General features: G+C 63.2%; 28 protein-coding genes and 1 pseudogene. 15 read left to right on the top strand and 14 right to left on the bottom strand.

All coding sequences use genetic code 11. From position 1 onward, the window contains the following. On the top strand, positions 1 to 154 hold a 154-nt coding region (locus tag KVT39_RS34210; protein ID WP_217591144.1), incomplete at its 5' end, for a UxaA family hydrolase. Here the strand turns inward: KVT39_RS34210 and KVT39_RS34205 are convergent. Next, the gene (locus KVT39_RS34205; RefSeq protein ID WP_306795608.1) at positions 106 to 753 is read right to left on the bottom strand and encodes a YdeI family protein; all 648 of its coding nucleotides are present in this window, start codon (positions 751 to 753) and stop codon (positions 106 to 108) included. The genes KVT39_RS34210 and KVT39_RS34205 overlap by 49 nt on opposite strands. 249 nt (positions 754 to 1002) lie before the next feature. Continuing rightward, positions 1003 to 1926, bottom strand: a complete 924-nt coding sequence (locus tag KVT39_RS34200) for a recombination-associated protein RdgC (RefSeq protein ID WP_217591141.1) — start codon at positions 1924 to 1926, stop codon at positions 1003 to 1005. A 380-nt stretch (positions 1927 to 2306) separates the two neighbouring features. Here KVT39_RS34200 and KVT39_RS34195 point away from each other — a divergent pair, with 380 nt between their 5' ends. The 4 genes from KVT39_RS34195 to KVT39_RS34180 all read left to right on the top strand — a co-directional run bounded on the left by KVT39_RS34195 (position 2307) and on the right by KVT39_RS34180 (position 5004). Further along, entirely contained in the window at positions 2307 to 3188 is an 882-nt protein-coding gene (locus KVT39_RS34195) for an NmrA family NAD(P)-binding protein (RefSeq protein ID WP_105393735.1), read from the top strand. A 30-nt stretch (positions 3189 to 3218) separates the two neighbouring features. Further along, a complete protein-coding gene (locus tag KVT39_RS34190; RefSeq protein WP_217591140.1) occupies positions 3219 to 3593 on the top strand; it encodes a hypothetical protein in 375 nt (124 codons plus the stop codon). Positions 3594 to 3666: 73 nt separating this feature from the next. Further along, on the top strand, positions 3667 to 4380 hold the full coding sequence (locus KVT39_RS34185; RefSeq protein ID WP_217591139.1) for an SDR family oxidoreductase: 714 nt from the start codon (positions 3667 to 3669) through the stop codon (positions 4378 to 4380). Between the two features lie 162 nt (positions 4381 to 4542). Next, positions 4543 to 5004, top strand: a complete 462-nt coding sequence (locus KVT39_RS34180) for a MarR family winged helix-turn-helix transcriptional regulator (RefSeq protein ID WP_034182347.1) — start codon at positions 4543 to 4545, stop codon at positions 5002 to 5004. A 462-nt stretch (positions 5005 to 5466) separates the two neighbouring features. Here KVT39_RS34180 and KVT39_RS34175 read toward each other — a convergent pair whose 3' ends face one another. The 3 genes and pseudogenes from KVT39_RS34175 to KVT39_RS34165 form a co-directional block, all read right to left on the bottom strand. Further along, positions 5467 to 6624 carry a DUF4382 domain-containing protein gene (locus tag KVT39_RS34175; protein WP_217591138.1) on the bottom strand — a complete coding sequence of 386 codons (1158 nt, stop codon included), beginning with the start codon at positions 6622 to 6624 and terminating at the stop codon, positions 5467 to 5469. A 244-nt stretch (positions 6625 to 6868) separates the two neighbouring features. After that, the gene (locus tag KVT39_RS34170) at positions 6869 to 7810 is read right to left on the bottom strand and encodes a helix-turn-helix transcriptional regulator (RefSeq protein ID WP_368858951.1); all 942 of its coding nucleotides are present in this window, start codon (positions 7808 to 7810) and stop codon (positions 6869 to 6871) included. A gap of 54 nt (positions 7811 to 7864) precedes the next feature. Continuing rightward, positions 7865 to 8119: pseudogene (locus tag KVT39_RS34165) on the bottom strand (aldo/keto reductase); the annotation flags it as partial. Positions 8120 to 8396: 277 nt separating this feature from the next. On the opposite strand from KVT39_RS34165, the gene KVT39_RS34160 reads away from it, so the two are divergent. Beyond that, positions 8397 to 8609, top strand: a complete 213-nt coding sequence (locus tag KVT39_RS34160; protein ID WP_034182593.1) for a DUF1059 domain-containing protein — start codon at positions 8397 to 8399, stop codon at positions 8607 to 8609. A gap of 226 nt (positions 8610 to 8835) precedes the next feature. Here the strand turns inward: KVT39_RS34160 and KVT39_RS34155 are convergent, their stop codons facing one another. Beyond that, a complete protein-coding gene (locus KVT39_RS34155; RefSeq protein ID WP_034182344.1) occupies positions 8836 to 9741 on the bottom strand; it encodes a LysR family transcriptional regulator in 906 nt (301 codons plus the stop codon). Positions 9742 to 9859: 118 nt separating this feature from the next. Between KVT39_RS34155 and KVT39_RS34150 the strand changes: the two genes are divergently transcribed. From KVT39_RS34150 to KVT39_RS34140, 3 genes are all read left to right on the top strand, one after another. Further along, positions 9860 to 10450, top strand: a complete 591-nt coding sequence (locus tag KVT39_RS34150) for a flavodoxin family protein (protein ID WP_217591142.1) — start codon at positions 9860 to 9862, stop codon at positions 10448 to 10450. A 72-nt stretch (positions 10451 to 10522) separates the two neighbouring features. Then, positions 10523 to 11578 (top strand): aldo/keto reductase, encoded by a 1056-nt coding sequence (locus KVT39_RS34145; protein ID WP_217591137.1) that lies wholly within the window; start codon positions 10523 to 10525, stop codon positions 11576 to 11578. 78 nt (positions 11579 to 11656) lie between these two features. Then, positions 11657 to 11947, top strand: a complete 291-nt coding sequence (locus KVT39_RS34140) for a DUF1330 domain-containing protein (RefSeq protein WP_175749157.1) — start codon at positions 11657 to 11659, stop codon at positions 11945 to 11947. Here the strand turns inward: KVT39_RS34140 and KVT39_RS34135 are convergent. Continuing rightward, positions 11942 to 13555 (bottom strand): FAD-dependent monooxygenase, encoded by a 1614-nt coding sequence (locus KVT39_RS34135; RefSeq protein ID WP_217591136.1) that lies wholly within the window; start codon positions 13553 to 13555, stop codon positions 11942 to 11944. The genes KVT39_RS34140 and KVT39_RS34135 overlap by 6 nt on opposite strands. A gap of 463 nt (positions 13556 to 14018) precedes the next feature. On the opposite strand from KVT39_RS34135, the gene KVT39_RS34130 reads away from it, so the two are divergent. Then, positions 14019 to 15431 (top strand): HD domain-containing phosphohydrolase, encoded by a 1413-nt coding sequence (locus tag KVT39_RS34130; protein ID WP_034182341.1) that lies wholly within the window; start codon positions 14019 to 14021, stop codon positions 15429 to 15431. Positions 15432 to 15513: 82 nt separating this feature from the next. After that, positions 15514 to 17283 carry a histidine kinase gene (locus KVT39_RS34125; RefSeq protein WP_217591135.1) on the top strand — a complete coding sequence of 590 codons (1770 nt, stop codon included), beginning with the start codon at positions 15514 to 15516 and terminating at the stop codon, positions 17281 to 17283. Between the two features lie 96 nt (positions 17284 to 17379). Here the strand turns inward: KVT39_RS34125 and KVT39_RS34120 are convergent, their stop codons facing one another. From KVT39_RS34120 to KVT39_RS34090, 7 genes are all read right to left on the bottom strand, one after another. Beyond that, positions 17380 to 17706, bottom strand: a complete 327-nt coding sequence (locus tag KVT39_RS34120; protein ID WP_217591134.1) for a fucose-binding lectin II — start codon at positions 17704 to 17706, stop codon at positions 17380 to 17382. 30 nt (positions 17707 to 17736) lie between these two features. Continuing rightward, on the bottom strand, positions 17737 to 18267 hold the full coding sequence (locus tag KVT39_RS34115) for an AidA/PixA family protein (protein WP_217591133.1): 531 nt from the start codon (positions 18265 to 18267) through the stop codon (positions 17737 to 17739). A 65-nt stretch (positions 18268 to 18332) separates the two neighbouring features. Then, entirely contained in the window at positions 18333 to 18836 is a 504-nt protein-coding gene (locus KVT39_RS34110) for an inclusion body family protein (protein WP_034182337.1), read from the bottom strand. Positions 18837 to 19245: 409 nt separating this feature from the next. Beyond that, complete coding sequence (locus tag KVT39_RS34105) at positions 19246 to 19629, bottom strand: GtrA family protein (protein WP_175749155.1); 384 nt, start codon at positions 19627 to 19629, stop codon at positions 19246 to 19248. A 16-nt stretch (positions 19630 to 19645) separates the two neighbouring features. Further along, on the bottom strand, positions 19646 to 20689 hold the full coding sequence (locus tag KVT39_RS34100) for a glycosyltransferase family 2 protein (protein ID WP_131945952.1): 1044 nt from the start codon (positions 20687 to 20689) through the stop codon (positions 19646 to 19648). Between the two features lie 24 nt (positions 20690 to 20713). Further along, positions 20714 to 22093: a glycosyltransferase family 87 protein gene (locus KVT39_RS34095; protein WP_217591132.1), complete on the bottom strand. Its 1380-nt coding sequence runs from the start codon at positions 22091 to 22093 to the stop codon at positions 20714 to 20716. Continuing rightward, the gene (locus KVT39_RS34090; protein WP_175749153.1) at positions 22090 to 23328 is read right to left on the bottom strand and encodes a glycosyltransferase family 87 protein; all 1239 of its coding nucleotides are present in this window, start codon (positions 23326 to 23328) and stop codon (positions 22090 to 22092) included. The genes KVT39_RS34095 and KVT39_RS34090 overlap by 4 nt, the downstream gene beginning before the upstream one ends. Positions 23329 to 24375: 1047 nt before the next feature. Here KVT39_RS34090 and KVT39_RS34085 point away from each other — a divergent pair. The 4 genes from KVT39_RS34085 to KVT39_RS34070 all read left to right on the top strand — a co-directional run bounded on the left by KVT39_RS34085 (position 24376) and on the right by KVT39_RS34070 (position 25759). Continuing rightward, positions 24376 to 24567, top strand: a complete 192-nt coding sequence (locus KVT39_RS34085) for a Flp family type IVb pilin (protein ID WP_034182591.1) — start codon at positions 24376 to 24378, stop codon at positions 24565 to 24567. A 141-nt stretch (positions 24568 to 24708) separates the two neighbouring features. Then, positions 24709 to 24900, top strand: a complete 192-nt coding sequence (locus tag KVT39_RS34080) for a Flp family type IVb pilin (RefSeq protein ID WP_011349893.1) — start codon at positions 24709 to 24711, stop codon at positions 24898 to 24900. 81 nt (positions 24901 to 24981) lie between these two features. Beyond that, entirely contained in the window at positions 24982 to 25191 is a 210-nt protein-coding gene (locus tag KVT39_RS34075) for a Flp family type IVb pilin (RefSeq protein ID WP_034182332.1), read from the top strand. 28 nt (positions 25192 to 25219) lie between these two features. Continuing rightward, a complete protein-coding gene (locus tag KVT39_RS34070; RefSeq protein WP_034182331.1) occupies positions 25220 to 25759 on the top strand; it encodes a prepilin peptidase in 540 nt (179 codons plus the stop codon). The last annotated feature ends 15 nt before the right edge of the window (positions 25760 to 25774 follow it).

The following is a 25774-nucleotide window of genomic DNA, read 5'->3' as shown; positions in this document are numbered from 1 at the left end:
AGAAGTGTTGGAAGGGAGAACGACGATCGAGCAATTGGGCAGAGTGCTTTTCGAATTGCTGCTAGATGTCGCCTCGGGAACCCGTTCTCGCAGTGAGCGGCACGGCTACGGACAGAACGAATTCGTACCTTGGCAAATTAGCGCGATCATGTGAGCGCACATTAGTACTTCTCGAGCCTCCCAATGCTGCTGCGCAGACAGTGACTTCCCCGCGCTGACTTTCCTAGGCAGCGGGTGTAAGCAAGTAAGCGCGACTGAAAGGTTGCTCCGCATCGCACATTTGCCGCTGGGTACCCGGCGGCTGTTCAGCGTTGCAAAAAACTTCTGGGCTTCCGGATTTGCGTCCAAAGCCACCTGTAGGTCGTCCGGCACAATCGAGTTGCTGGCCGACGTATAAGCAGCCTTCCAGCGGCCGTCGTTCCTGGCCTTCTCGATTTCGCGCATACCGGGCGGGCGCATTCTGCCTGCGGCGATCAGCGCTTCAGCCCTGTCTTTGTTGAGTTTGGACCAGATGCTTTTTGCGGAGCGAGGGGTAAAGCGTTGTAGCCAGTATTGCTCGCTCTCAGCCTGCTTTTGACCATCGATCCAGCCATAGCAGAGGGCGCTTTCCAACGCCTGTTCGTAGGTTACGGTTCGCTGCTCGGTGCCTTTTTTCGCCAGACGCAACCTCGCTCCGCTCGAAGTGCTGCCGTTTTGCGCCAACCAGCTTTCCCATTCGGTCTGACTGGTAAACGTTAGAGCGCATTCGGTCATGTCACCATCCAGAATGGTCGAGTACATGTGCGGGGAAGGCGTCCGCAGTCTAACCGCGTTTATACGGACATCGACGTGCGTGGCGCAACCAAAGCCCGGTCGCTCGGTAGCCACTGGCCCGTCGGCTGGTTTGGGTCGCGAGCGCCCAGCCGCGACCCGCCGCCAGCGCGGCGACGGTCCTCCTCGAAATGTCGCGTCAGCGCGAAGCCCTGCCGTCGCGGGGCGATGATTCTCGGCAGTCGACGGGGTTCAGGCTGCTGCCGCCTTATGAATCGAGTCCTGCTGATCGCCACCCAGGATATCGACGAGACTGGTCAGCATCCGCCCCAATTCACCCGTCATCAGCGTGAAATCCGAGTCGAAGCGTTCATCGTCGTTCTGCGCGGTGGGATCCGTCGCCTCCTTGATCACGTCGAGCGGCGTGACACGCTTGATCGTCAGCGACGGTGTCAGCACGAAGGAGATCCGGTCATCCCAGGTCATCGCGAGGCGCATGCATTGTTTGCCGGCCTCGATGTGCCGGCGCATGTCGTTCGCTTCCAGCGCGTGGCCGACGTATCGCACCGTGGCGCCGCCTTCGCCGCTCGAGCGCAACTCGGCGTCCTGGTCCACGGTGAATCCGCCCGGCGCCTCGCCGGACAGCAGCCAATCCGTCATCGCGGCGACCGGCGAAAGCGCCACTTGAACGCCGGCGAGCGGCAACTGATCGATCGATTTGACGAGCAGGCCGCGAACGTCGTCGGCAAGCGCCTGTGCAGCCGCATCGATGACGAGCCAGCCGTTCACCGTATCGATCCACACGCGGGTATCGCGGCGAATGGTGAACGCGCGCGGCAGCAGTTCGTCGGTAACCTGCTCCTTGAGTTCGCGCAGCTGTTTTCGCCCCACCTTGAAGCCTTGCTGCTCCTCGACTTCAAGCGCCCGGGCCTTGGTCACCTGATTGACGACCGACGCCGGGAGCAGCTTCTTTTCGGCACGAAACAGCAGCAGCATCTGCCGGTTGATCGAATACACAAGCGCGCCGTCGTCACGCGGCGACGCCCATCCGAAGCGCTGCATCTCGACGCTGCTGCCCGGCTGAAACGCGTGGGGCGCCAGCCATTTTTCCATCTGATCGGGGGTAACGGCCCAAGGTGCCGGAAGACGATGAAGCTGAAGATTCTTGAACCACATAGGAGGTCGGGCAAAGCGCACCATTCTATATGACGGTGACGCTTCCCGGCCATGAAGCACCATTCATCCAGGCCGCCGCGTCGATATTCGTGCGACCGTTCCGCCCCCGTTAACCGCCGTTCGACCGCGAACGACGTGCGTTGCGTCGTCGGCCATGACGGACGTTCGGCTGTCGCCGTGCGCGAGGCTCTCGTGCTTTCCCTGCAACCTCGGGGGCATGGCGGCAGCCAGACAACCCGTCGATCCGTCCCCACCCCAATGCCTTCAGCCCGATAACGCATCGCGTCCAGCACGAACAAGAATGCCTTGACAATTGAAGCATATGCTCCTATCTTGGCTACAAGAGAGCATATGCTCTTATTTCCAAATGGAGCCAAGCCATGAACCAAGCCGAAATACTTGTGAGCGGAGCAACCGGACGGACCGGAGGTATTGCTATCGACGAATTGCTCAAGATGGGCAGGCGCGTGCGCGCGTATGTGCGCACCGACGACGATCGGGCAGCCGCCCTGAGGCAGCGCGGAGTCGATATCGCCGTCGGAGACTTCACCGACATCAATGACATCCGCGCAGCCATGGAAGGAATCCGGTCGGCCTATTTTCTCCATCCGATCGCGCCGGGAATCATCGGGGCTGCTGCTTATTTCGCGCAGGCCGCAAAGGAGGCGGACGTCAAGGCGATCGTCAACATGTCGCAGATTTCCGCGCGCCGGGAGTCGAAAAGCCACGCGGCCCAGGATCACTGGGTTTCCGAGCGGGTCTTCGATTGGTCGGGCGTTCCGACTACCCATCTCCGCCCCACGTTTTTTGCCGATTGGCTCGTCTATCCGCATTTTGCGAAGGAGATCTGGGCCCGGAAAAAGATTGAATTTCCCTTTGGCGATGGCCGTCACGCACCCATCGCCACTGATGATCAGGGGCGGGTGATCGCCCATGTCCTGGCCAACCCCGAAGGCCACGAAGGCAAGATCTATGCGCTCCATGGTCCCGTCGAGATGAACCATACCGAGATCGCCGAGGCGATGAGTGAGGCGCTCGGAGCCCGGATCGAATACGAGCCGAGTTCCATCGAGGAGTTTCGAATCAAGATGGAAAATCTCTACAAATTTCCGCCGTTCCTCACGCAGCATCTGGTCGAGGTTGCTCAGAACTACCGCGACGGCGTCTTCGCGGGTACCAACGATGTCATCGAGAAAATTACCGGAAAGCCGCCACTCTCGGTCCAGCAGTTCGTCACTCTGAATCGCGCCGTATTCGCGTGAGCATGACCCCAAACGAGTCGAGGTTTGAAAATGGCACACACTCAAGACGAGCGTCACCCGTTTCTGGACGATCTGACAACCGATGCAGAGTTGGTCAGCTCAGTGTTGCGCGGCCCCGTATCTGGGCGCGACGAAATCCGGCTGGCAGTCAACGCCGTCGGAACGTTCTACGCGTCGCAGACGCCCACATTTGCTCAGACTGTCGGTTCGCGGCTCTTTCTCGAGTACGAGGCCGTTCTGACGAGCGGCGAGAACCTGAGTGCGGTCGTCGTCGTCGACCACAACTCCGACGGATCAGTGCCGCGCGTCAGCGTACGGATGAGCCCGCCTGACGCTGTGCTGACTCTCGCTGGCCATCTGCGGGAAGCACTTTCAAAGCAGCTTCCGGAAAACCTTTTTCTTTGAACCCAGGCGCCCGCAGGCCAGCGGAGCAGGATGCATCTCCCCGGAGCCTGCGGCTTCAACGAAGGAGCTTGTCATGGAAATCAAGAACGCCACCGTTTTTATCACCGGCGCCAATCGCGGCCTGGGCCTGGCTTTTGCACGAGAGGCACGTCGCCGCGGGGCGACGAAAGTGTACGCGGGCATGCGCAACACGAATGGCTTTGAAGAGCCGGGCATTGTGCCGGTCAAGATCGATGTTACGGATACGGCGTCGATCGCTGCGGCTGCGAAACAGGCGGCGGATACGACGCTGCTGATCAACAACGCGGGCATAGCTGCTCTGATCGACGGGCCTATGGCGGCCGACGTCGAAGCGCAATCCACTCGCATGTTCGATACCAACTACTACGGCGTAGTGCGCGTCACGCAGGCCTTCGAGCAGATATTGGCGGCCAAGCGGCATGCGGCGATCATCAACGTGCTTTCCGACATCGTGTGGCTTCCGCGGCCGTATCTGACGCCGTATGCGGCGTCAAAGACAGCAGCGTGGAGTTATACGAACCAGCTTCGCTTTCATCTGCATGAGCGTGGCATCCAGGTTCTCGGCCTGCACGTCGGATTTGTGGATACCGACCTGACCAATGGTATTGACGTGCCTAAAGCCAGCCCCGAGGATGTTGTGCGGCAGACCTATGACGCTCTCGCTGCCGGCAAGAGCGAGGTCATGGCCGACGAGGGTACGGCGGTGCTAAAGAGTACGCTAGCGGCTGAGGTGCCGGGCTATATTATTCCGCCGGAAGGGCTTTAAACGCCGCAGATGACGAGAGTCGGCTACCGGGGCGAGACTTGCGGCGCGCAGATTACCGGGGCGCCAGCGTTTTCAGTGTCGACTTTCATCGAAAGATACCGCCGTACCTTCGCGCGTGCGCGTAGCGTTCCGGCAATCAAAAGAAATGAGGAGTGGAATCAGATGTTGCCGTTCGACCAGCCGCTTGGAATCGATCAATGCAACTGCTTCGCAGTGAGGAAGGCGAGCAGGCAGATATCCCGCCTCTACGATAGCCATCTCGAGCCGGTGGGCCTGCGCATTACGCAATTCCTCACCCTGGCCGCACTGGACGAGGTGGGAAGTGCCGCGGTCAACGCCCTTGCCGAACGGCTCGATATCGAACGGACGGCGATGGGGAAGATGGTCGGCTTCCTTGAGCGCGACGGCTTCGTCGCGATCAAGCCCTCGCCCACGGACGGTCGAAGCCGCCTTGTTGAGCTCACCGAAGAAGGACGACGTCTGCACAAAAAAGCGGCCCCGCTATGGCGGGAAGCGCAGCGGGAGTTCGAGCAGCTGAACGGCGTAGAGAATGTCGCGGCGCTACGGGAGGGGCTTAGAGGAGTGGTCGTCGGCGATGTGACGGCACGCCCACCCGGGGACTGACTGACGGTCCACAAGAATTGCCGCAAACGCACGAGACCGCCGCTGCCCGGGACGACAGGAAGTGACGAGGCGTCGACAAACACGATGCGGCATGGACGGATTGAATCCGCACTTGCTTGCAGCCGCTGATTTCGTACAGGGTCGAGAGTCCGGAGTGGGGCGGAGGTCGCCGCTCGCAGACTGATTCGCTCCATCGGCGCAGAGCGGGTAAAACAAAGGCCCGCGATGTGCGGGCCTCATATCAGCAATTGCCTTTCTTCGCTTGTCCGGGCGGGCAGAACCCGTTCCCCGGACCGCCTTGCGGCGCGACAACTACCGGCGGACCGGGAACGTAAGCCACGCATCCGCTGAGTGCACCGATCATGCTCGCCGCAGCAAGCAACGCGATAACCCCTGTTTTCACTTCGTTCTCCCGTTGAGGGGAAAGGGCCGTTCGGCCCTTTCCGTTATGCCGTTGAACCGTCAGAAATTGAAATTGACGTTCGTCTGGCTAGTCGTTGCATTGACATTCGTCGATTGCGTTGCGCCCGACGCTGCGTCCGCTTCGATCGTATATTGGCCTGCCGACGCCGGCGAGGAAGCCAGCGTGACCGGCAGCGAACCCGAGTACGTGCCGACGATCGGCGCGGCCGTCGGCACCGACAGCGCGTACGCGCCCGTATCCAGGTTTGCGTTGATCGACGTGATCTCGTATGCGTTTGCATCGATCGTCTGCAGTGCGCGCACCAGCGCGTTCGCGCTTGCCGTCACCGTGCCGCTGACCGTGCTCATCGTCGAGGCAGGCAGCGTGATCGGCAGGTTCGACGTCGATACGGCCGTGCTCGTGTTCACGGCCACCGGCACGGAGCGGACGACACCCGACGAGACGTTGTTCTGCACGATCACGACGTCGTAATTGCCCTGCGTCGAGCTCTGGATCAGCGGCGACAGCACGAACTTGCCGCTGCTGTCGGCCACCGTGCCGCGCACGACCTTGCCATGCTGCTCGGCATAGACGGTTGCACCCGCTTCGGCCTGCGCGACGTAGCCGGAAATCGCGCCGCTCACGACCGTCGGCGTTGCCGTCACGACCGGCTTGAGCGCAAAGGTGCCGTTGCCGCGCTGCACGATCGACTTGCACGCATTGAAGTCGAGCACGAGGTCGACGAGCGTGTTCGGCTGGACCGTGAACGGCGAGATGATCTTGTAGCCGCTTTGCGTCGCGCTCGGCGTCGCGAGCGCCTGCTCGCTGCCGCCTGTCGGCACGACCGAGTTCGCGAGCGTGTTGCCCTGGTTCTGCGCGAGCACGAGGCGGACCTGCTGGTACTGGCCGGCCGGCAGCGCGGTCTGGCCGAGATCGGCGAGTGCGCCGTTGGTCAGCGACAGCAGGTCGATCTTCTGCGGCGTCGGCAGCGTGATCGTCGACCAGCCTCCGTCGTTGTCGCCCGCGTTCGAACTGGCGTTTACGCGCACCTGCGACACGGTGACGAACACATGATCGAAGCCGCACGACGGGGCGTCGGTCATCGCGACATGCAGCGTGCCGTTCTGCACGCTGCCGCCGTCGTCTCCGCCGCCGCAGCCGGCAAGAACGAACGGCACGATTGCAGCGCAAAGGGCACTTTTAAAGAGCTTATTCATTGTCACCCCCCATGGGTGTTATTGTGGGTAACCGAAGAATAGCGTCGCTTCAGCGTACTATTTTGCGCATCTTTGAAACGAACGGTAACTTTTGGTTCTATCGGTAAATCGTTCGCGAGATTGATGCCGCGTCAGGGGGGAGCGAAGCGGAACAGGGCGGCGATTATCGGGGAGAAGTGCGCAATGTAGGCGGCACGGGACAAGCGATTGCGACGCGGAAGTAGTTAGTACCGCAGTGCTTAAATCAACGATTGTCCGCACGCCACTGACGAGGTGTGACACCGGTCAGGCGCATGAATGTCCTCGTGAAGTGGCTCTGGTCCGCAAAGCCGCACAAATCCGAGATCATGTTCAGAGGCATGGGGGACGTGCGCATGTACTTCTTTGCCAGCTCTACGCGTTGATTGATCAGCCAGCGATGCGGGGGCAGTCCTGTAGTCTGATGAAAGGCCTTGACGAAATGACTGCGAGACAGGCCGCAGGCCTTCGCCACATCGACAAGCGAAATTTTTCCGTTGAGGTGTTCGAACAGGAGTCCTTTTGCCTGACGCTCCTGCCACGGCGTGAGTTTGCCGGTCTGCCTTTCCCGCTGCTCGCCGATGCCGCCGTACTGTTGTGCGATATGGGTCTGGAAAGCGAGCGCGACCTGGTCGATGAAGAGTTGCGACGCATGCTCGGGCTGCGCCAACGCGGGCAGCAGCGATTGTCCGAGGTGATGGACGATCGGGTCGGTTGCACTCAAGTGCGGCGGCAAATAAAGCTGCGGCCGTCGCCGGCCACCGATTTCATCGGCCGTTTCCTCCAGCGTGCGGCGAGGCAGATGGAAGTGGAGGCAGTCGAACGCCCCCTTCAGATCCGCCACCCACCTGCGGTCGAGGTCGTGAATCGTCACGGTCCCTGCGCTGTAGGGGACGAAACGGGCAGCACGTCCGTCAAGCCACAATTCCTGTTCGCCGAAAGCGCGCAATTGCAGCACGATGAGATCGGCGTATTCGAGGTCATAGGGCGCAGTCCGGCCCATATTTCTTCGCGCCGATTTCAGCCGACTGATGCCGATCTGCGCGGACGGCAATGTTTGGGTGACGACGGTTTGCCTCACGTCGGCCGGAATGAATTCGGAAGAGGCGTTGTCCGACGGTGCAGTAGCCATAAAACCGGCGAGAAGGTCAAAGAGGAAACGATACACTTTACCAAATCGAAATTACGGTTGACTGACCGGACGGCCGCCCCCGATTGCGCATCAGAGGCCGAGTTTCCGTTCGCTCATCCACTTCACGATCGCCGGATCGCGATGGGAGAAGAAGCTGCTCGTGCCGGTCTCCAGCGTGGCGATGGCCCGCATGTATTCCTCGGACAATTCGAAGTCGAAGACGGCCAGGTTTTCCAGCATCCGATTCTTTCGCACGGACTTCGCCAGCGCGACGATGCCACGCTGTACCACCCAGCGCCGCACGACTTGTCCCACGGTCTTGCCGTGATGCTGCGCAATCTCCACTTTCGTGTGCGGATTTCGTCAGTCATGTAGTCGGCCGTTGATTACACCCCTGCTTCATTCCCGGCCGCAGACGGCACCTGCGGCACGGCGTGCGGGCGACGCACGCGGAACGCCGTGAATTTCGATGCGTTACCGCGAATTCATTGCACGCGACCTATACTTTCAAAACCATTTCGTCCGCGACAAGGAGGCGCAATCGTGCCTATGTGCTTCGCGCGGCATCCCGCGCGGTCATCCACGCAAGACCCATGACTACTGTCGTATGAGGAAGGACATCATGACGCGCAAATACATCGATTGCCGGGAATTCCCGAGCGAAATGAATTGTTCCGTTGCGCTATCCGCGGATTCCGAAAACGAGTTGCTCGAGGCGGCCGTACAGCATGCGGTCGCGGTTCACAAGCATGCCGATTCGCCGGAGTTGCGTTCACAGCTGAAAACGCTCTTTCACGACGGCACACCACCCGTTGAAACACCGCGTCAAGCGTAACGCCGGCGCGATGGATCGAAGCGCAGCGACCACCTCACGACGGCCATCTGCCAACCACGTATTCGCGTTGACCGTAGCTGCGCATCTTGCCGAAATCTTCTTCTGCATATGGTCCAGTGGGGCGGCCATCGGAGTTCGGCTGGCGTGCGAATACCTCGCTGCGCGGCCGAACTCGTACTTCCGCGTTCGGCCATTTTCTGCCCCGTTGAGCCGCTACACCTGACGGTCAATCGAAATACGGCTCCAATACCCCCTCGATCCAATCCATGAAAGCCCGGACGCGTGGCGACAGGTTGCGCCGATGGGCCACGACGAGCGACGCGGCGAGGGGCTCGGGACGCAAGTCGGGCAGAACCTCCACCAGCGCGCCGCTTTGGATGTGATGCGCGAGCGCCGAATATCCCGCCTGGATCAACCCGATGCCCGCAAGCCCGGCGGCATGATAGGTCTGCACGCTGTTGACCTGCATCGCGCTCGGCAACGGAAGCGACGCGTAACCGTCGCCGTCCGGGTATTCCCATCCGGCATGCCGGGCGCCGAGTGTCAGCGTGTAGTGAACCATCCGGTGCCCCTGGCTGCGCAGATCGTCGAGCGTCTGCGGTATGCCGTACCGTGCCAGATAGCTCGGGCTCGCCGCATTCGTCATGCGCAGCTTGCCCAGCGGTCGGGCAATCAGCGTATCGTCGACGATCGGACCCAGACGGATCACGCAATCGAACCCTTCCTGGACGAGATCGACACGCCGATCGGTGCTGGAAAGTTCCAGTTCCAACTCCGGATGTGCCGCCATCAGTTGCGGCAGCGCGGGAACCACGACGCTTCGTGCCAATTCGGTGGGCATGTCGACGCGCAACCTTCCCCGCAGAGATGCACCATGACCCGAGAACATCGATTGCAACTCCTGTACTTCGGCCAGCAGGTCCCGTGCGCGTAGATAAAAGGCGCGTCCGTCTTCAGTGAGCTGCACGCTCCGCGTGGTCCGATGCAACAGCGCCACGCCGACATCCCGCTCGAGTCCGCGGATCACCATCGACACACGTCCCTTCTGAATTCCGAGGCTTTCGGCCGCACGCGTGAAGCTCGTCATTTCGGCGACACGGGCAAAGATCAAAAGCGCGTCAAGGTTTTGCATTGTTCACCCAGGGAGTAACGGAACGTTCAATTTGTCATCATTTATAACTCAGTTGCGACTCAGTAGAGTGGCTTCCCATGTCGTCCACGGAGGACAACTTGAACGAAAGGGAGCAACCATGACACAACACACCGCTGCGATCAAAACGGTCGTCGTCTACCACTCCGGCTATGGGCATACCGAGCGTATGGCAACAGCCGTCGCCGAAGGCGCCGGCGCCGTACTCGTCGCAATCGACACCGACGGAAACCTTGCCGAGGATGCGTGGGATACGCTGGCCGGCGCGGATGCGATCCTGTTCGGCTCGCCGACCTACATGGGCGGCCCCAGCTGGCAGTTCAAGAAATTCGCGGACGCATCCTCGAAAGCCTGGTTCGACGGCGGGTGGCAAAACAAGATCTTCGGCGGCTTTACCAACAGCGCGAGCATCAACGGCGACAAGCTCAATACGCTCGAATACTTCTTTCTGCTCGCCGGGCAGCACGGCGGCATCTGGGTCAGCATGGATATCAAGCCGGCGAACGTGAAAGCGTCGATGCGTGACGACCTGAATCGCATGGGCTCCTATATCGCGCCGATGGCGCAGACGCCTGCCGATGCATCGCCTGACGAGATGTCGCCAGGGGATCTCGAGACGGCGCGCCGCTACGGCGCACGCGTCGCAACGATCGCCGGACAGTTTCGGTCTGGACACTCTCAACGCAACTGAAATCCTGTCGCGCGCGACGCGACGGAACAGACGCCGCCACCTGTTATCCAGCCACTCTTGAAGGAAATGGCCATGAAATACAAGCAACTCGGCCGCACCGGCCTGTATGTCTCGGAGCTGTGCCTCGGCACGATGACGCTGGGCGGCAATGCCGACGCGGGCATGTGGAAGGCGATCGGCGCAGTCGGTCAGGACGAGGCGAACCGGTTGATTGCCCGCGCGCTTGCCGCGGGAATCAATTTCATCGACACCGCCGACATTTATTCCTTTGGCCAGTCCGAACGACTCGTCGGACAGGCACTGAAAGACATCGGCGTACCACGCAACGAAATCGTGCTGGCGACGAAGACAGCCGGCGTGATGGGCCCGAAACCCAACGATCAGGGGGCGTCGCGCGGTCACATCATGGATTCGGTGCAGAGAAGCCTGGAACGGCTCCAGGTCGACCATATCGACCTTTACCAGATACATGCCAGCGATTCTGTCACGCCGATCGAAGAAACGCTGCGGGCCCTGGACGATCTTACGCGGCAGGGGCTGGTTCGTTATGTCGGCGTGTCGAATTGGCGCGCAGGAAAGATCGGTAAAGCGCTCGGACTGAGTGCGGCGCTTCGCGCCACGCGCTTCGAAACGCTGCAGGCCTACTATTCGATCGCCGGACGCGACGTGGAGCGCGAACTGGTGCCGCTCGTGATCGACGAGCAGATGGGGCTGCTTGTCTGGTCGCCCCTCGCGGGTGGATTGCTTTCCGGGAAGTTTGGCCCCGGAGCACCGACCGATGAAGGTTCGCGGCGCAGCCATTTCGATTTCCCGCCGGTCGATCTTGACCGGGCGTGGCCGTGCGTTGCGGAGATGCGTGCCATCGCCGATGCGCGCGGTATCTCGGTCGCGCGGATAGCGCTCGCCTGGTTGCTCGCCAGGCCGCATGTCACGAGCGTCATTATCGGCGCCAAACGGGTCGAACAGCTCGAAGACAATCTCGGCGCGGTCGATGTCGTTCTCACCGAGGACGAGCTTGCGCGTCTTGAAGCCGTGAGTGCGCTGCCCAGCTGTTATCCCGGCTGGATGATCGATCGTCAGGACGCGAGCAGGCGTCCGTTGCCGTTCAGGCCCGTTGCGTCGAATTAGAACCGGCTACCGCACACCCATACCGTCGACCTGGGCGGTTGTCGGAATGCGCCCACTGAAAGAGAGAGATAGATAGACATGCCAAAGGGTTATCTGATCGCACACGTCAGCGTCTCGGACGCAACTGCTTACGCTGCGTACGCAAAAGCCGCAGGCGATGCAATGACAAAATTCGGCCCCAAGGTCATCGCCGGTTGGGGGCGGTATGAAAACCTCGAAGGCGAGGCCCACGAGCGGCATGTGGTCCTCGAGTTCGATTCGTTGGCCGAGGCCAGGCGCTTCTATGAAAGCCCCGAATATCAGGCGGCCAAGGCGCTTCGCGCCGGGGCCGCGACCGGGACCTTCGTCATCCTCGAAGGGGCTTCATGATTCCGACTGCGAAGCGCTCGAACGCCGGCAGGCTGTTGAACTTCTCCGACGCGGCGAATCACCTGCACGCCCGGTTTCGCCGAACCATCGCGAGATGGCATGGGCGACTTCTTCATGGTCGGGAGCGGCTTCGCATGCCCACGCGACGATCCCGTCGGGACGCACCAATATAGCTCGCATACCTAACCGATCCTTGGCGTCGGCTGAGACATAGGCGAGGCACTCGCGCCAACGGTTCCCAAGCGCGTGAAGCGATGCGCCTGAATCGAAGTCCAGCAGGAGTCCTCGCCCGTCGCGCAACAGGCGGCCTGCCTTCGTTCCGTCGACCAGTTCGAAATCGGGTACGCTGCGGCCCACCAGCGGGTGAGGGCTGCCAAGATCGTAGCGAAGCGACACACCCCAGACGCGCTCGGCGAAATACGTTGCGCCATCCCGGGTCTCGATGAGATCGCGAACGATCGCCTCCAGCGCGCGCGTGCCGGGGGTAGGTCGCATAAGTGCGACTTGCGCACGCGACCAATCGAGAACGCGTGCCCCTATCGGATGCCGCTCTTGTTGATAGCTGTCGAGCAGACCGGCCGGCGCATCGCCACGGATGGTGGCTGCCAGCTTCCAGCCGAGGTTCATCGCGTCTCCGAGTCCAAGATTGAGCCCTTGACCGCCCAAAGGAGAATGGATGTGCGCGGCATCGCCCGCGAGCAGCACGCGTCCGTTCCGATAGGTCGTTGCCTGGAAGGCGCGATCCGTCCACGTGGAAGCCAGCCTGAGCCGGGTCAGCGTGATTTCGGTGCCGGACACGCGGCGCAGCACCGCCTGCACATGCTCCAGCGTGACGGGGTGAAGGCGGTGAAACGCTCCGCCGTCGAATTCCACCATCGCAATCGTGCCGGGCCGCGCATAGGTGTACATGCCCGTCGATGTGTAGTGTCGGCCGGGGGGAAGCGCGTCCGGCTCAGCCATGTCGACTTCGACGGAGTAGCCGGTGAACTCCGGATCAGTACCGACGAAATCAAAGCAGCCGGCTTTGCGGATCGCACTGCGGCCGCCGTCGCAGCCGACGAGCCAGCGCCCGCGAAAAGTGTTCCCGCCCGCATGAACGGTCACCGCTCCATCCGACTCGTGGAATGCGTCGGCGCTCAGGCCTCGCCGGATCTCGCAACCCGTCGCGCCGGCTCGACGAGCCAGGACCGTTTCGAGTGTTTCCACTGCGACTGCCATGCTGGTGTCGGCCGAGCCTGACAGGCGATACGGCCACTTCGAGGTATCGATGTCGTCGTGATGGAACTCAATGCCGGCGAAATGACCGGCGGGCCGGCGCGGCTGCTGCATCCAGTGCGGGATCGTCGCAGTCTTGTCCGCGATAGGGTCGGCACGCGCGGCCTCGATTACTTCGTCCAGCAGCCCGCGCCTGTCAAGCGTTTCGAGGGTGGGGGCCGAAAGGCCGCGCATGCCGAACGGCAGGCGCTTCAACGGAGCGCGCGGTATTTCGGCGCGCTCGAGTACGAGGACCGACAGCTTGAACAGGCGAAGCTCGCAGGCGAGAAACAGACCGACGGGGCCAGCCCCGGCAATCACGACGTCGTAGATATCCTGATGGTGCTCGTGCATGAATCACTCCTGTGTCGATGTTCGACCGGAGCGTTTCTCAGGTTGAGCGCCACACGGACGAACGTTTGGACGCCTGGCCGGCGTCGGATGTTCGTCGTGGGGATCTCATGCACGGGGCAAAGACCAGAGCTTTCGCTAACGAAAGGACTTGGGCTTACCAAACCAAGTCTGCCTTTTCCGACACCGCGTTATAGCACCGCAGCGAAGACGCGTAAACAGCGGCGACGGTCCGCTCACCGCGGTGCGACGGCGCGCCGGCGTGTTACGTCGTCCATGCGCGAAACGCATGGTTGGCAAGAACCGGAATGGGTCTCGACGGCAGTTGCGCAACCGACTCATGTTTTTGACGTTCTTCATTCGCGTGCATGAAAGGACGTATTAGCGTTTCCCCCGATATAGGAAAACGCCGTACAAGCCGATGTTGCAGAGAGATACGGTGTGAATAATCGATCCGAGGCCAATTATGACGACATCTGCAACAAACGGGCCGAACGAGGCATTGCCTGAAACGCCCGAGGCGGCAACGGCATCCGACGACGCGTGCCGCGCACCGTCGATCCTGCTGGTCGACGACGAGCCGAACGTGCTGTCGGCGCTCAAGCGCGTGTTCCGGCCCGCGGGCTACGACATCCTGACCGCCGACAGCGGCGAGGCCGCGCTCGAGATACTGGCGTCGACCGAGGTCGACCTGATCGTGTCCGACATGCGGATGCCGCGCATGAGCGGTGCGGAATTCCTGGCCCGCGCGCGGGCGCTGTACCCGGACACGATGCGTATCCTGCTGACCGGCTATGCGGATATCGCATCGGTCGTGCAGGCCGTCAACGAAGGCGGCGTGTATCGCTACCTGAACAAGCCGTGGGACGATCACGATCTGCTGATGACCATCGAACAGGCGCTGGAGCAGCGGCGCTTGCGCCGCGAAGCGGCCCGGCTGACCGCGCTGACGGAAGCGCAGAACGACGCGCTGCGCCGTTTCAACACGGAACTCGAAACGCAGGTGCGTGCGCGCACCGAGGAACTCGGCCAGACCGTGATGTTCCTCGAAGCGGCGCAACGCGACCTGAAAAGCAGTTTCACGGCAATGGTCCAGGTCTGCGCGAGCATGATCGAGCTGCGTTGCGGCACCGCCGGCGGACACGCGATGCGCGTCGGCGAGATCGCGCGACGGCTCGCGCTGGCGTCGGGGATGAGCGAGCTGCACGCGCAGGATGTCTATTTCGCGGGGTTGCTGCACGGTATCGGCAAGTTGTCGCTGCCCGACGAATTGCTGCACAAGCCGCTCGCGCGGATGACGACGGACGAACACCGGCTGTTCCAGCAGCATCCGCTGCGCGCGCAGATGGTGCTGACGCCGGTCGCGCAATTGCACAAGGTCGCGTCGATCGTACTGCACCAGTACGAGCGCTTCAACGGACGCGGCACGCCGGACGGGCTGACCGGCGACGCGATTCCGCTCGGCTCGCGGATCGTTGCGATCGCACGCGATTTCGAAGGGCTGCGCAACGGCGAAATCGGTGTGCCGCATTCGGTCGAACAGGCGCTCGATGCGTTGCGCTCGCAGGCCAGCGTGCGATACGACCCGCAGATCGTCGAGCGTTGCATCGAGCTGATGCGCGACCCGGCGAGTCTCGGTATCGCGGCGTCCGTCGCGGAGATCAAGTCCGCGCAGCTGCGCGAAGGGATGCAGCTCGCCGACGATCTGCGCACGCATCGCGGCGTGCTGCTGATGACGAAGGGCAGCGTGATGTCGGCGCACCAGATCGAGCTCGTGCGCCGTTTCGAGACGCGGGAAGGGACACCGTTCGACATCCTCGTCCTGGCCGGCGCGGCCGCATCGATGCAGGCGCACAACGCAGGCGCGCCGCCCGGCTGACGCAGGATGCCTGGCCTGATGGACGCCGCGCGCGCTCGGCCGCACGGCGGCAACGCCTTCACACCGATTCGGTCGCTCGATCATGCACGGCACCTATGACCTCCCGCTCGTCCTGCTGTCGCTTGTGATCGCGACGCTGGCCTCCTATACGACGCTCGACCTGGCCGCGTTCATTTCGCTGCTCGACAACCCGAAGCTCAAGCGTGCGTGGCTGGGCGGCGGCGCGGCCGCGATGGGAACCGGGATCTGGTCGATGCATTTCGTCGGCATGCTCGCGTTTTCGCTGCCGATCCCGCTCGGTTATGCACTGCCGGATACCGGCGCGTCGCTGGCGATCGCCGTGCTCGTGTCGTATTTCGCGCTGAACGTCGTCACGCGCGCGCGGCTGGGCTGGCGGCGGCTGTTCGCGGGCGGTGCGCTGATGGGCGGCGGGATTGCCGGCATGCATTACACGGGGATGGCCGCGATGCACATGCAGCCCGGCATTCGCTACGATCCCGCGCTGTTCGCCGCATCGATCGGCATCGCGGTGATCGCGTCGACTGCCGCGCTGTGGATCGCGCAGGCGCTGCGCGTGCGGCAGGCGCGTCATGCGACCGCGCAACGCGTCGGCGCGGCCTTCATCATGGGCATCGCCATTACCGGCATGCACTATACGGGGATGGCGGCGGCCCATTTCGCGCCGGACGCGCGATGCGGCACCGCGAACGGGATCGACGCGCCGTGGCTCGCGACGACCGTCGCGCTGTTTACGATGGCGACGCTGATCGTCACGCTGCTGCTCAGCCGCTTCGATGCGCGCACAACCTTTCTGCGCGGGATGGCCGACACGCTCGAGCGGCTCGTGAAAATGCGCACCGCGGAACTCGAACGTGCGTTGCACCGCTACGAGCAGACGACGGAGATGCTGCAGCGCACGCGTGAGAACATGGCGACCGAGATCGACGAGCGCAAGGCCGCGCAGGCGCGGCTCGAACAGGAGAAGGAAGAGCAGCGGCGCCTTCTGCATGTGCTCGAGGCAACCCACGTGCAGTTGCTGCAGTCGGAAAAGCTCGCGTCGATCGGCCAGCTCGCGGCGGGCGTCGCGCACGAGATCAACAATCCGATCGGCTTCGTCAGTGCGAACCTCAATACGTTGAAGACCTGGGTGCGAAGCCTGCTCGATGTGGTCGCGGCGCATGAAGCGGCGCTGCCGCAGCTCGACCCGGCCGCGCGCGATGCGCTGACGGCGATGGGCCGCGCCGCGGATCTGGACTACGTCCGCGACGAGATCGTGACGCTGATAGACGAATCGATCGATGGTGCGGTGCGGGTGCGGCGCATCGTGCAGGACCTGCGCGATTTCTCGCGCCCGGGCAGCGACGAGTGGAGCGTGGTCGATCTCCATGCGGGCCTCGAGAGCACGCTCAACGTCGTCCATAACGAACTGAAGTACAAGGCCGACATCGTGCGCGATTACGGCGACCTGCCGCAGGTCGAATGCCTGCCGTCGCAGTTGAACCAGGTGTTCATGAACCTGCTGGTCAACGCGGCGCAGGCGATTCCCGAGCGTGGCGTGATCACGATCCGCACGTCGAGCGATGGCGAGCAGGTGTCGATCGCGATCAGCGACACCGGAACGGGCATGACGCCCGATGTCGTCCGGCGGATCTTCGATCCGTTCTTCACGACGAAGCCGGTCGGGCAGGGAACCGGGCTTGGCTTGTCGGTATCGCACGGCATCGTCGAGCGCCATCGCGGCACGATCGACGTGACGAGCGAACCCGGGCGCGGCACGACGTTCTGCGTGCGGCTGCCGGTCCGGCGGGCACGCGACGACGCGAACACGGCGGAGCTGGAGCAGCGGGCATGAGGATGCGATCGTGACTGCCGTGCGCGCGCGGGAAGCGCGTACGCGATTCAGCGTGAATTCGATGCTCGCGTACCAGGTGTCGCTGCGCGGCGCCGCTCAGGTGATCGGCCACTGAAGAATGACGATCCCGTCGTTGTAGTCGCGGTCGGCGCCGTCCTCGGCGCCGAGCCAGCTGAGCCACACTTGATCGCCCGCGGACAGCGGCGCGACGCGCGCGTCGGTCGCGGACTTCCTTCCGTTGGCCGATGCGTCGATCCGGATCTTGCCGCCTTTCGAGCTCAGCGTGAACTGCCTGACGCCGTCGTTGCCGTTGCCGACGAACGACGCGGCCGGTTCGCGCGCATCGTCGATGAACAGCTTCAGGTCCTGCCGGTCGGCGGCATTCGCGTGGAAGATCGCCTTGAAGGCAGTATTCGGCGGCACGTCGCGGTTCGACGACGGCTGGAAACCGGGCTAACCGGGCTGTTTCGTATCCGGCCGGCTGCCGGCGATCTCGATCGTCGTTTCCCAGCGGAAATAGCCTAATACCGCACCGTCGCGATCGAGCACGGCGAAGTCGGCCGTGCACGTGGTAGTGCCCGCGGCGAGCACGTCGCTGTGCCAGTAATGGTCTTTCATCGGCTGGCACGCCGGATGAAGCAGGTCGTCGGCATCCGGCACCGGCGTCGTGGCGTCGCGCACTTCCGGTTCGATCGGCGCGACGATGCCGGCGTCCTTCAATGCGAACCGGATGAACAGCACGCTCAGCTCGGCGCGCAGCGCCAGCGTGGTTTCGCGCAGGCCAAGCTGGTCGCCCGGCGCCAGGCCGGCAAAGAGCCGGCTGTCGTTGTGGCCGAGCTGCCCGGTGTCGCCGGGGCTCAACACGTAGATGTGCCGGCCGTCGATCACGGTCGGCGCGTCGGCGTCCCGGCTCGCATCGGGGTAGGCCGACAGCAGCGTGACGGCGTCGACGATCGCGAGCACATCGCAACGAAGACCAGACATGAGCGCTTCCTCCGCAACAAGGGAATGACGCGGGCGCCCGCCGCGCGGCCGCCCGCCCGCCGCGATCAGTTGTGGATCGTGATGAACGGATCCCATGAGAAGCAACCCTGGCTCTGGCAGTTGCGATCGATGATCTGGAACTGGAAGTGGTAGGTCACGCGGCCGACCTTCAGGCATTCCGACGACCAGTAGTAGTTCGCGACCTTCTGGCATGTCGGCACCTCGGGCTTGCTGGTGTTCGGCACCGGGATCGACGCTTCCGCGACCCGCGGCGTCGGCGTCGAGATCAAGTCGTTGCCGACGTTGCCGACGAATTTGTAGAACACGACCTGGTTCTCGAAGCCCAGCGACAAGCTCGTTTCGCGCCAGCGGATCAGGTCGCCGACCTGCGCCTTCAGGTCGAGCTCGCCGCCCGCCTGCCCGGAGATTACGTTGTCCTGGTTGGTCACCATATAGACATAATGCCAGTCGATCAGCGTCGGAGCGGCCGGATTCTTGCTGGGATTCGGATACTTTTTGAGAATGGTTTCGGTATCGAATGAAACGAGCACATCGGTGAAGTGTGACATGGAAGCTCCCGTTTTAAGTAATGGGACTTATCGTTTCGAGAACTGCTTCGTGCGGCCGCCATCTCCTTGTCCTGCAAGGCTCCGTGCGATGTGTGGCACGTACAGGCGCGACGGCGTATGCAGGTTATCCCGTTCGGTTAATTCTGGAAGCTGTAAGAGTAAACAGGGTTATAAAAATGATTATCGTATATTAAGTTGAAAATCGGATTCAATCGGATCGATGCGTTACATAAATAGAAGAAAATTGAATCTGTTAATCGATTTGCCGATTATTTTCGATCGGAGAAAGGGGCGGATGGCCGGCGCGATCTCGAGCGATCGTCGCCTTGGCGGCACGACGATTCGGGAGCGGGAAGGGGGAGTGATTCGCGGCAGGTAGCCCGCGGCCGGGCGGCAGGCGATCGCGCGCTTACCGGTAGGTCCAGAGCCGATGCAGCACGAACGTCGTCGGCGGGATCAGCAGTGCGATCGCGACGATGCTCATCGCGCGCGACACGTCGAGCATTTCGGCGGCACGCGCGAGCAGCAGCGTTTCGACGAAGCCGGCCAGCGTGACGACGAGAAAACGCAGCGCGTTGCGCGTATGCACCGTCGACGAGAAGCTCCACAGCGTATTCGCGAGATACGAGAACGCCGTCGCGCACAGGAATGCGACCGCGTTCGCGGCGACCAGCGTCGCATCGAACAGCGCGAACAGCGCGGACGCGACCAGCGTATGGAGCGCGGTCGAACAAAGCCCGGACAAGCCGAAGCGCACGAGCCTCGTGCGCTCGGCATGGAGCAGGTCGATCATGGCCGTCTGCGCGCGTTCAGCGTACGTCGATCCGCGCACGGTTCGGCTGCACGCGCCGGCGTGCGATCTGGCGGCGCGCATCGCGCGCGACCGGAAGTTCGATCACCTTGCCGTGCGCCTGGTAGCGGCGGCGGATCAGGTAGACGGGCCGTTGCTTCGACTCGTCGTAGATCCGCCCGATGTATTCGCCGACGACACCGATCCCGATCAGTTCGATGCCGCCGATGAACAGCGTGACCGAGATCAGCGACGCGTAACCGAGCACCGGATTGCCGAACAGCAGCGTGCGGAAGATGATGAACGAGCCGTACAGGAACGCGAGCGCGGCGATGCCGACACCGATATAGGTCCAGCTGCGCAGCGGCACCGTGCTGAAGCTGGTGATCCCCTCCAGCGCGAAATTCCACAGCTTCCAGCCGGAGAACTTCGAGTGCCCGGCGCTGCGCGGGTCGCGCTGGTATTCGACGATCACGGTCTTGAAGCCGACCCACGCGAACAGCCCCTTCATGAAGCGGTGCCGCTCGGGCAGGTTGCGCAGCGCGTTCACGACCTTGCGGTCCATCAGCCGGAAATCGCCGACGTTCTCCGGCAGCTTCACGTCCGACAGCAGGTTGTGCACGCGATAGTAGATCGCGGCCGCGGTGCGCTTCGCGAACGAATCGCACGCGCGGTTGCTGCGCTTCGCCGCGACGACTTCCGCGCCGGCGCGCCAGTGTTCGATCATCACCGGAATCAGGCTCGGCGGATCCTGCAGGTCGGCGTCGAGCGGGATCACCGCGTCGCCGGCGGCTTCGTCGAGGCCGGCCGTCAGCGCCGCTTCCTTGCCGAAGTTGCGGGTGAGATCGATCACGCGCACGCGCCGCTCGCCGGTGCTGATCCGGATCAGGCGTTCGAGCGTGTCGTCGCGGCTGCCGTCGTTCACGCAGACGATCTCGAAGCGGATCGCGTCGATGGCCGTCAGCAACGGAATCACGACGTCGAAGAAGCGCTCGACGGCCTCGCCTTCGTTATAGAACGGCACGACCAGCGAAACGAGCGGCGTGTAGAGTGGTTCCCGCATGATGATTCCCCTTGTGATGTCGCTTCACCGGCCGGCGCCGAGCGTCGGGCGGCCGGTGCGGCGCATTCCGTGCGCCGATCGGTGGTGTGGTCGGACCGGATGTGCGAAGCCGGTCTCGGTCGAGTCGTCGCGTGCGTCGGGCATCGACGGCACGTCGTGTCTTTCCTGCGCGATCCGGCTGACGAGCAGCGCGAGCGACGCGAGCGTCACGAGCGGCATGAACTGGAACGACAGATGCGACACGACCGCGAGGCCCGCGAGCGGCATCGGCCACAGCAGCATCAGCCATTCGCGGTCGAAGCGCCGCCAGCCGTGCGTCCACGCATAACGCGCGTACCACGCGATCACGATGCCATACCAGGTCAGGTCGTAGTCGTACAGATAGGGGCTGACGAGCAGGCATGCGCATGCAAGGGTGGCGGCGCGCAGCGCGTAGGAACACGCGCCGCGCCACGCGTAGACGACGGCGATCGCGGCGGCCGCGGCCGACAGCAGCTGAAGGCCGCGCGCGACGATCGCGGGCCAGCCGGCCATCGTCGCGAGTGCGAACACGGTCGGCATGCGGGCGAGCTTGGCGTGACCGGTGCCGACGATCGTATAGGCGTTGCCGATCACATGCGCGAACGTGACCCACGGGCCGACACCGAACGCGAGCGTCGCGAGCGCGGCGCAGCTGGCGATCGTCGCAGCCCATGCGGCCAGCGCGCGCCACTGGCCCGCGCACAGCAGCGCGAGCGGGAACAGCACCGCGAGCTGCGGCTTCATCGTCAGCAAGCCGAAGCAGATTCCCGCGCATACCGGGCGGCGGTTCAGCGCAAGCAGGCCGATACCGGCGAGCATCGCGGTAAAGAGGCTGGTCTGGCCGACGATCACGGTGAGGAACGCGCCGGGGAACGCGAGCGCGCACAGCCACGCGGCATCGCGCTGCACGGTCGCACGGATCGTCGCGGCGAACAGCACATACGTGACGCCGAGCCACAGCACGAGTGCCAGCATGTACGGCAGCCAGCCGAGCGGCAGCACGAGCAGCAGCATCGTCGGCGGATAGAGCCACGGCAGCGTGCCGTCCGCGAGCGTCATCGTCGGGACTGCCAGCTTCTGGACCGCGAACAGCGCGGGGAAATGCCACGCGTCGGCACCGTGCCCGTGCGCGGCGAGCCGCGCGGCGCTCCAGATCGGCGAGAAATCCTGCGACAGCGGCTCCAGCGCACCGTTGTGCGACAGGAACACGCGGATCACGTAGATGACGATGAACAGCAGTTCCGTCAGCAGCACGGCGGCCGCATAGAGGCGCACGCGATCGCGATTGAGCCAGTGCGGATAGCGGCGCGGGCCCGCGATCGGGAGTTCCGGATGCAGATCGACGGCGGAATGCGCATGGCGGGCGAACGAAGGCGTTTTCATTGCGCGCTCCGTGACGCGAGTGCCGTGCGGCGCACGACGACGAACAGCACCGCGAGCAGCACGACCGGCCCGATCTGCGGCAGCTTCATCAGCCGGTTGAACATCTCGAAGATCGGCAGCAGCCACGCGAGCACGAGGATGCCCTGGTCGCCGGGCAGCCAGCCTTCGTCGAGACCGTGTGCGATCAGGCAGAAGATCGCGATGCCGAGCCAGGTCAGTTCGTAGTTCCACAGATAGGGCGTCGTCAGCAGCGTGGCGACGGCCAGCACCGCGGCGCGCAGGCGCATGTCGCGCGTGCGGCGCCACACGTCGACGGCCGCGGCGATCGCCAGCAGCGCGACCGCCGCTTGCACGGCCAGCGCGGCCGCCACCGGCGCACCCGCGAGCCGCAGCGCGGCGAACGGCGTCGGCGACGCGAGCCAGTACGACGCGAGCATGAAATGCTGGTCGCGTACCGTCGACATGGCGTGGCTCAAGCCGTGCAGCGCGCCGGGCCCGGCCAGCGCGATGCCGGCCGCCGCGAACAGCGTCGCGCTGATCGCCGCCGCCGCGAACGTGCGCCACGCCCGCGTCGCGATCAGCACGAACGGGAACACGACGGCGAGTTGCGGCTTGATCGCGAGCAGCCCGATCAGCACGCCGGCCGCAACCGGACGCTTGCCGAGCAGATGCAGCGCGAGTGCGGCGAGGCCGGCGGTCAGGATGCTGTTCTGGCCGAACAGCGCGGACATGCACACCGCCGAATACGCGACCACGACGAGCGCCGCGGCGCGCGGGTGCGGAAGATGCGCGCGCAATCCCGACAACCGCGAGACGGCGAACGCGTAGCATAAAAGACTGCCCGCGAAAAAGAGGAAATATGCGGGCAGGAAAGGCACGAGGGCAACCGGCGCGATGAACAGCAACATCGTCGGCGGATAGAGCCAGGGAAGCGGCCGGTGCTGCAGATACGCACCGAAGTGCGCGAACTCGGCCTGCAGGAATGACGAAGAGTCGTAGGCCGCTGCGGCATGGCCTTGCAACACGAGGTTCGATGCGGTCCAGAAGACCGAGAAGTCGGTGCCCGGGCGGGCGGTGGCATTCGACGTGAAGCCGTCCGTCACGACGCCCCAGATGGCCAGCAGCGCGGCGAAGAGCATCAGCATGATGCAGCTGTACGGAACGATCCGGTCCGCCGTCAGCCATTGAGCCCGGCATATGGCGCGATCGCGCGTTCCACGATTGGCTGTGTACATGATGCCCCGTATGTAGTGGAGGCTGCCTGGTCTGTCGCAGCCGTTTCATGTTGTCGTGCCGCCGGATCGAATCGCTCTGAATGGCGTTGTCCGGTGAATTCATTGTTGAAGAAAAAATCGCGTGATGCAAACCGGGCACTGGAAGCCGTGATCCCGATCAATCGGTGACAGGCGTGAAAACCGCGTTTTCAGGTATGAAAAAACGACCCGGCCGGATTTCATGTTTCTGGCTTGAAACATTCCGTGTTTTCGAGCGGTGTCGCGTCCTGCCGATCCCGTGAAATGCAACCGGCTGCCCGCGTTCGGGAAAGTCCCGAGAAAAAATTTTGGACCCTTTGTGCAGCGCGGCGGCGAGCGTTCCGGCGTACCTCGCTCGCGGGAATGCATATATCAAAGTTGAAACATTTCGTTCGTCGCACCATTGACGCGGGAACCCGGAGATCGCCGGAACCCTTGATACGCCTGGATTTCGCTCGAGGTGGCCTGCTCTTTGCGTCAGCGTTGGCACGGCAGTCGACGACGTGACGACCGGGCGGTTCCGGGAACAGACGGAACCAGCTCCGGAATCACCTGCGGAGAAGAGGGCCGGAGCGCGTCGGGGAAAACACGCAGCTCCAGGTCGATGAACCGCGAGAACCTTCGTCGATAGGCCAACGAGACCCGGGATCGTCAGGGCAAAAAGAAATCGGCATCGCAGCAGACGGGGAATAAAAATGAAACAGCAAAGCACATCGCGGCCGGCGAGCCGCGACAAAAGCGATTTTCAGCATCGCCGGGAGTTCGGCTCCCGCTCAATTGAATTCCGTGCGTCGAACGGCAGTCACGCCGTTCAGGTCGATCGTCCAGCCCGGTATATCCGGCTGATCGAACCGTACGCGCATCTCTCGCGTTCCTTCTCACTGAAATCCGTTCTCACGGACAGGTGTGCGCATCCCTGTTCTCGCAGCTGAGCGTCGCGTTTCGATTTTCTCGTAGTGCCGGTGGTGCCCGTCCCCGACGTCATGACAGACGAAGGGTATTTCATAGCAGTCCGAAAGGAGAATGCTCATGTCAAGAATCATCGAAAAGATCGCCTGGTTCATTCGGGATCAGCGCGGCGTGACGGCCATTGAATACGGCCTGATCGCCGCACTGATCGCGATCGGAATCGTCGCCGCGTTGGCGACGGTCGGTACGGATCTGAAGACCGTGTTCAGCACGATCGCCGCAGATCTGGACTCGGCGGTAGCAGGACTCTGATGGACGGTGCGGCGGGCGGCTCGTCCGAATCGTTCGCCGGCACCACACGGCATTAACAACTTTCCTCGACGTATCGATGCCAGATCGATCGATCCAGCCGGTACACGAGGGCTTTGAAAGTCATCACGCAAGGAGATAACCATGTCCAAGTTCATTCAACAAGCCAGCCGTTTCGTCCGCGATGAAGACGGCGTGACCGCCATCGAATACGGCCTGATCGCCGCACTGATCGCGGTAGGCATCATCCTCGCGCTGTCGACGATCGGGAAGGACCTCAAGACCGTGTTCAGCACGATCGCGGCCGACCTGGATTCGGCGGTGGCAGGCATCTGATGGACCGTACCGCGGACGGCTCGGCTGGTGCAGTGCTCGAGCCGTCCCCGGTCATCTGATCAACCGGAACCGGAGACCATCATGCAAGCCAGGGTGCGTGCCGTATGTCGCCGCTGGATCGGCGACGAGCAGGGTGTGACGTCGATCGAATATGCGTTGCTCGGGGCAATGTTCGCCGTCGCGGTGCTGGGCAGCGTCGTCACGCTGAGAGGTTCGCTGGCCGATACGTACGAGGTGATTGCAACAGCCTTGACGGCTGCCGTGACCACCGCGCTTGCAATGGTTTCCTGATCCTTCGATTCGCTCCGCGAGGTTCGCCATGTTACTCGTTGCGCCGCCTTACCCGGTTCCGTTGTGCGTGACGCTGCTCGCGGTCGCCGCGGCCAGCACGGACATCGCGGCCCGCCGCATTCCGAACCGCCTCGTCGCGGCCGGACTCGTCGGCGCGCTGGTCGCCCAGTGCATGCTGCACGGCGTCCTGGCAGGCGCACTCGGATGGCTCGCGGGAGCAGCGACCGGCTTCGGCCTGCTGCTGCCGTTCTACCTGTTGCGCGGGATGGCGGCCGGCGACGTGAAGCTGATGCTCGCGATCGGTGCATGGGTCGGCGCGGAAATGACGTTTTACATCGTGCTGGCCACCTTCGTGGCCGGCGGGATCGGTGCCATCGCGTTCGCGCTGCTGCGCGGGCGGATGCGCCGGATGTGGGCGAACGTCCGCGTGCTGATCGCGCGCCGTTCGCAAGGGGCGCGCGCAGGGGCAGCCGACGGCCCAGCGGAAATCGCGTCGGTCGGCACGCTGCCGTACGGCGTCGCGATCGCGGCCGGCACGCTGGGCATGCTGTTCGCGTCGTGCGCGTAGCGCGACGAGCCCGCA

The sequence above is a fragment of the Burkholderia sp. GbtcB21 genome (assembly GCF_019091065.1).
In the GTDB taxonomy this organism is placed as follows: Bacteria; Pseudomonadota; Gammaproteobacteria; order Burkholderiales; family Burkholderiaceae; genus Burkholderia; species Burkholderia pyrrocinia_C.
The sequence above is the reverse complement of the archived record's forward strand: the minus strand, read 5'-3'. Positions and strand labels throughout refer to the sequence as shown.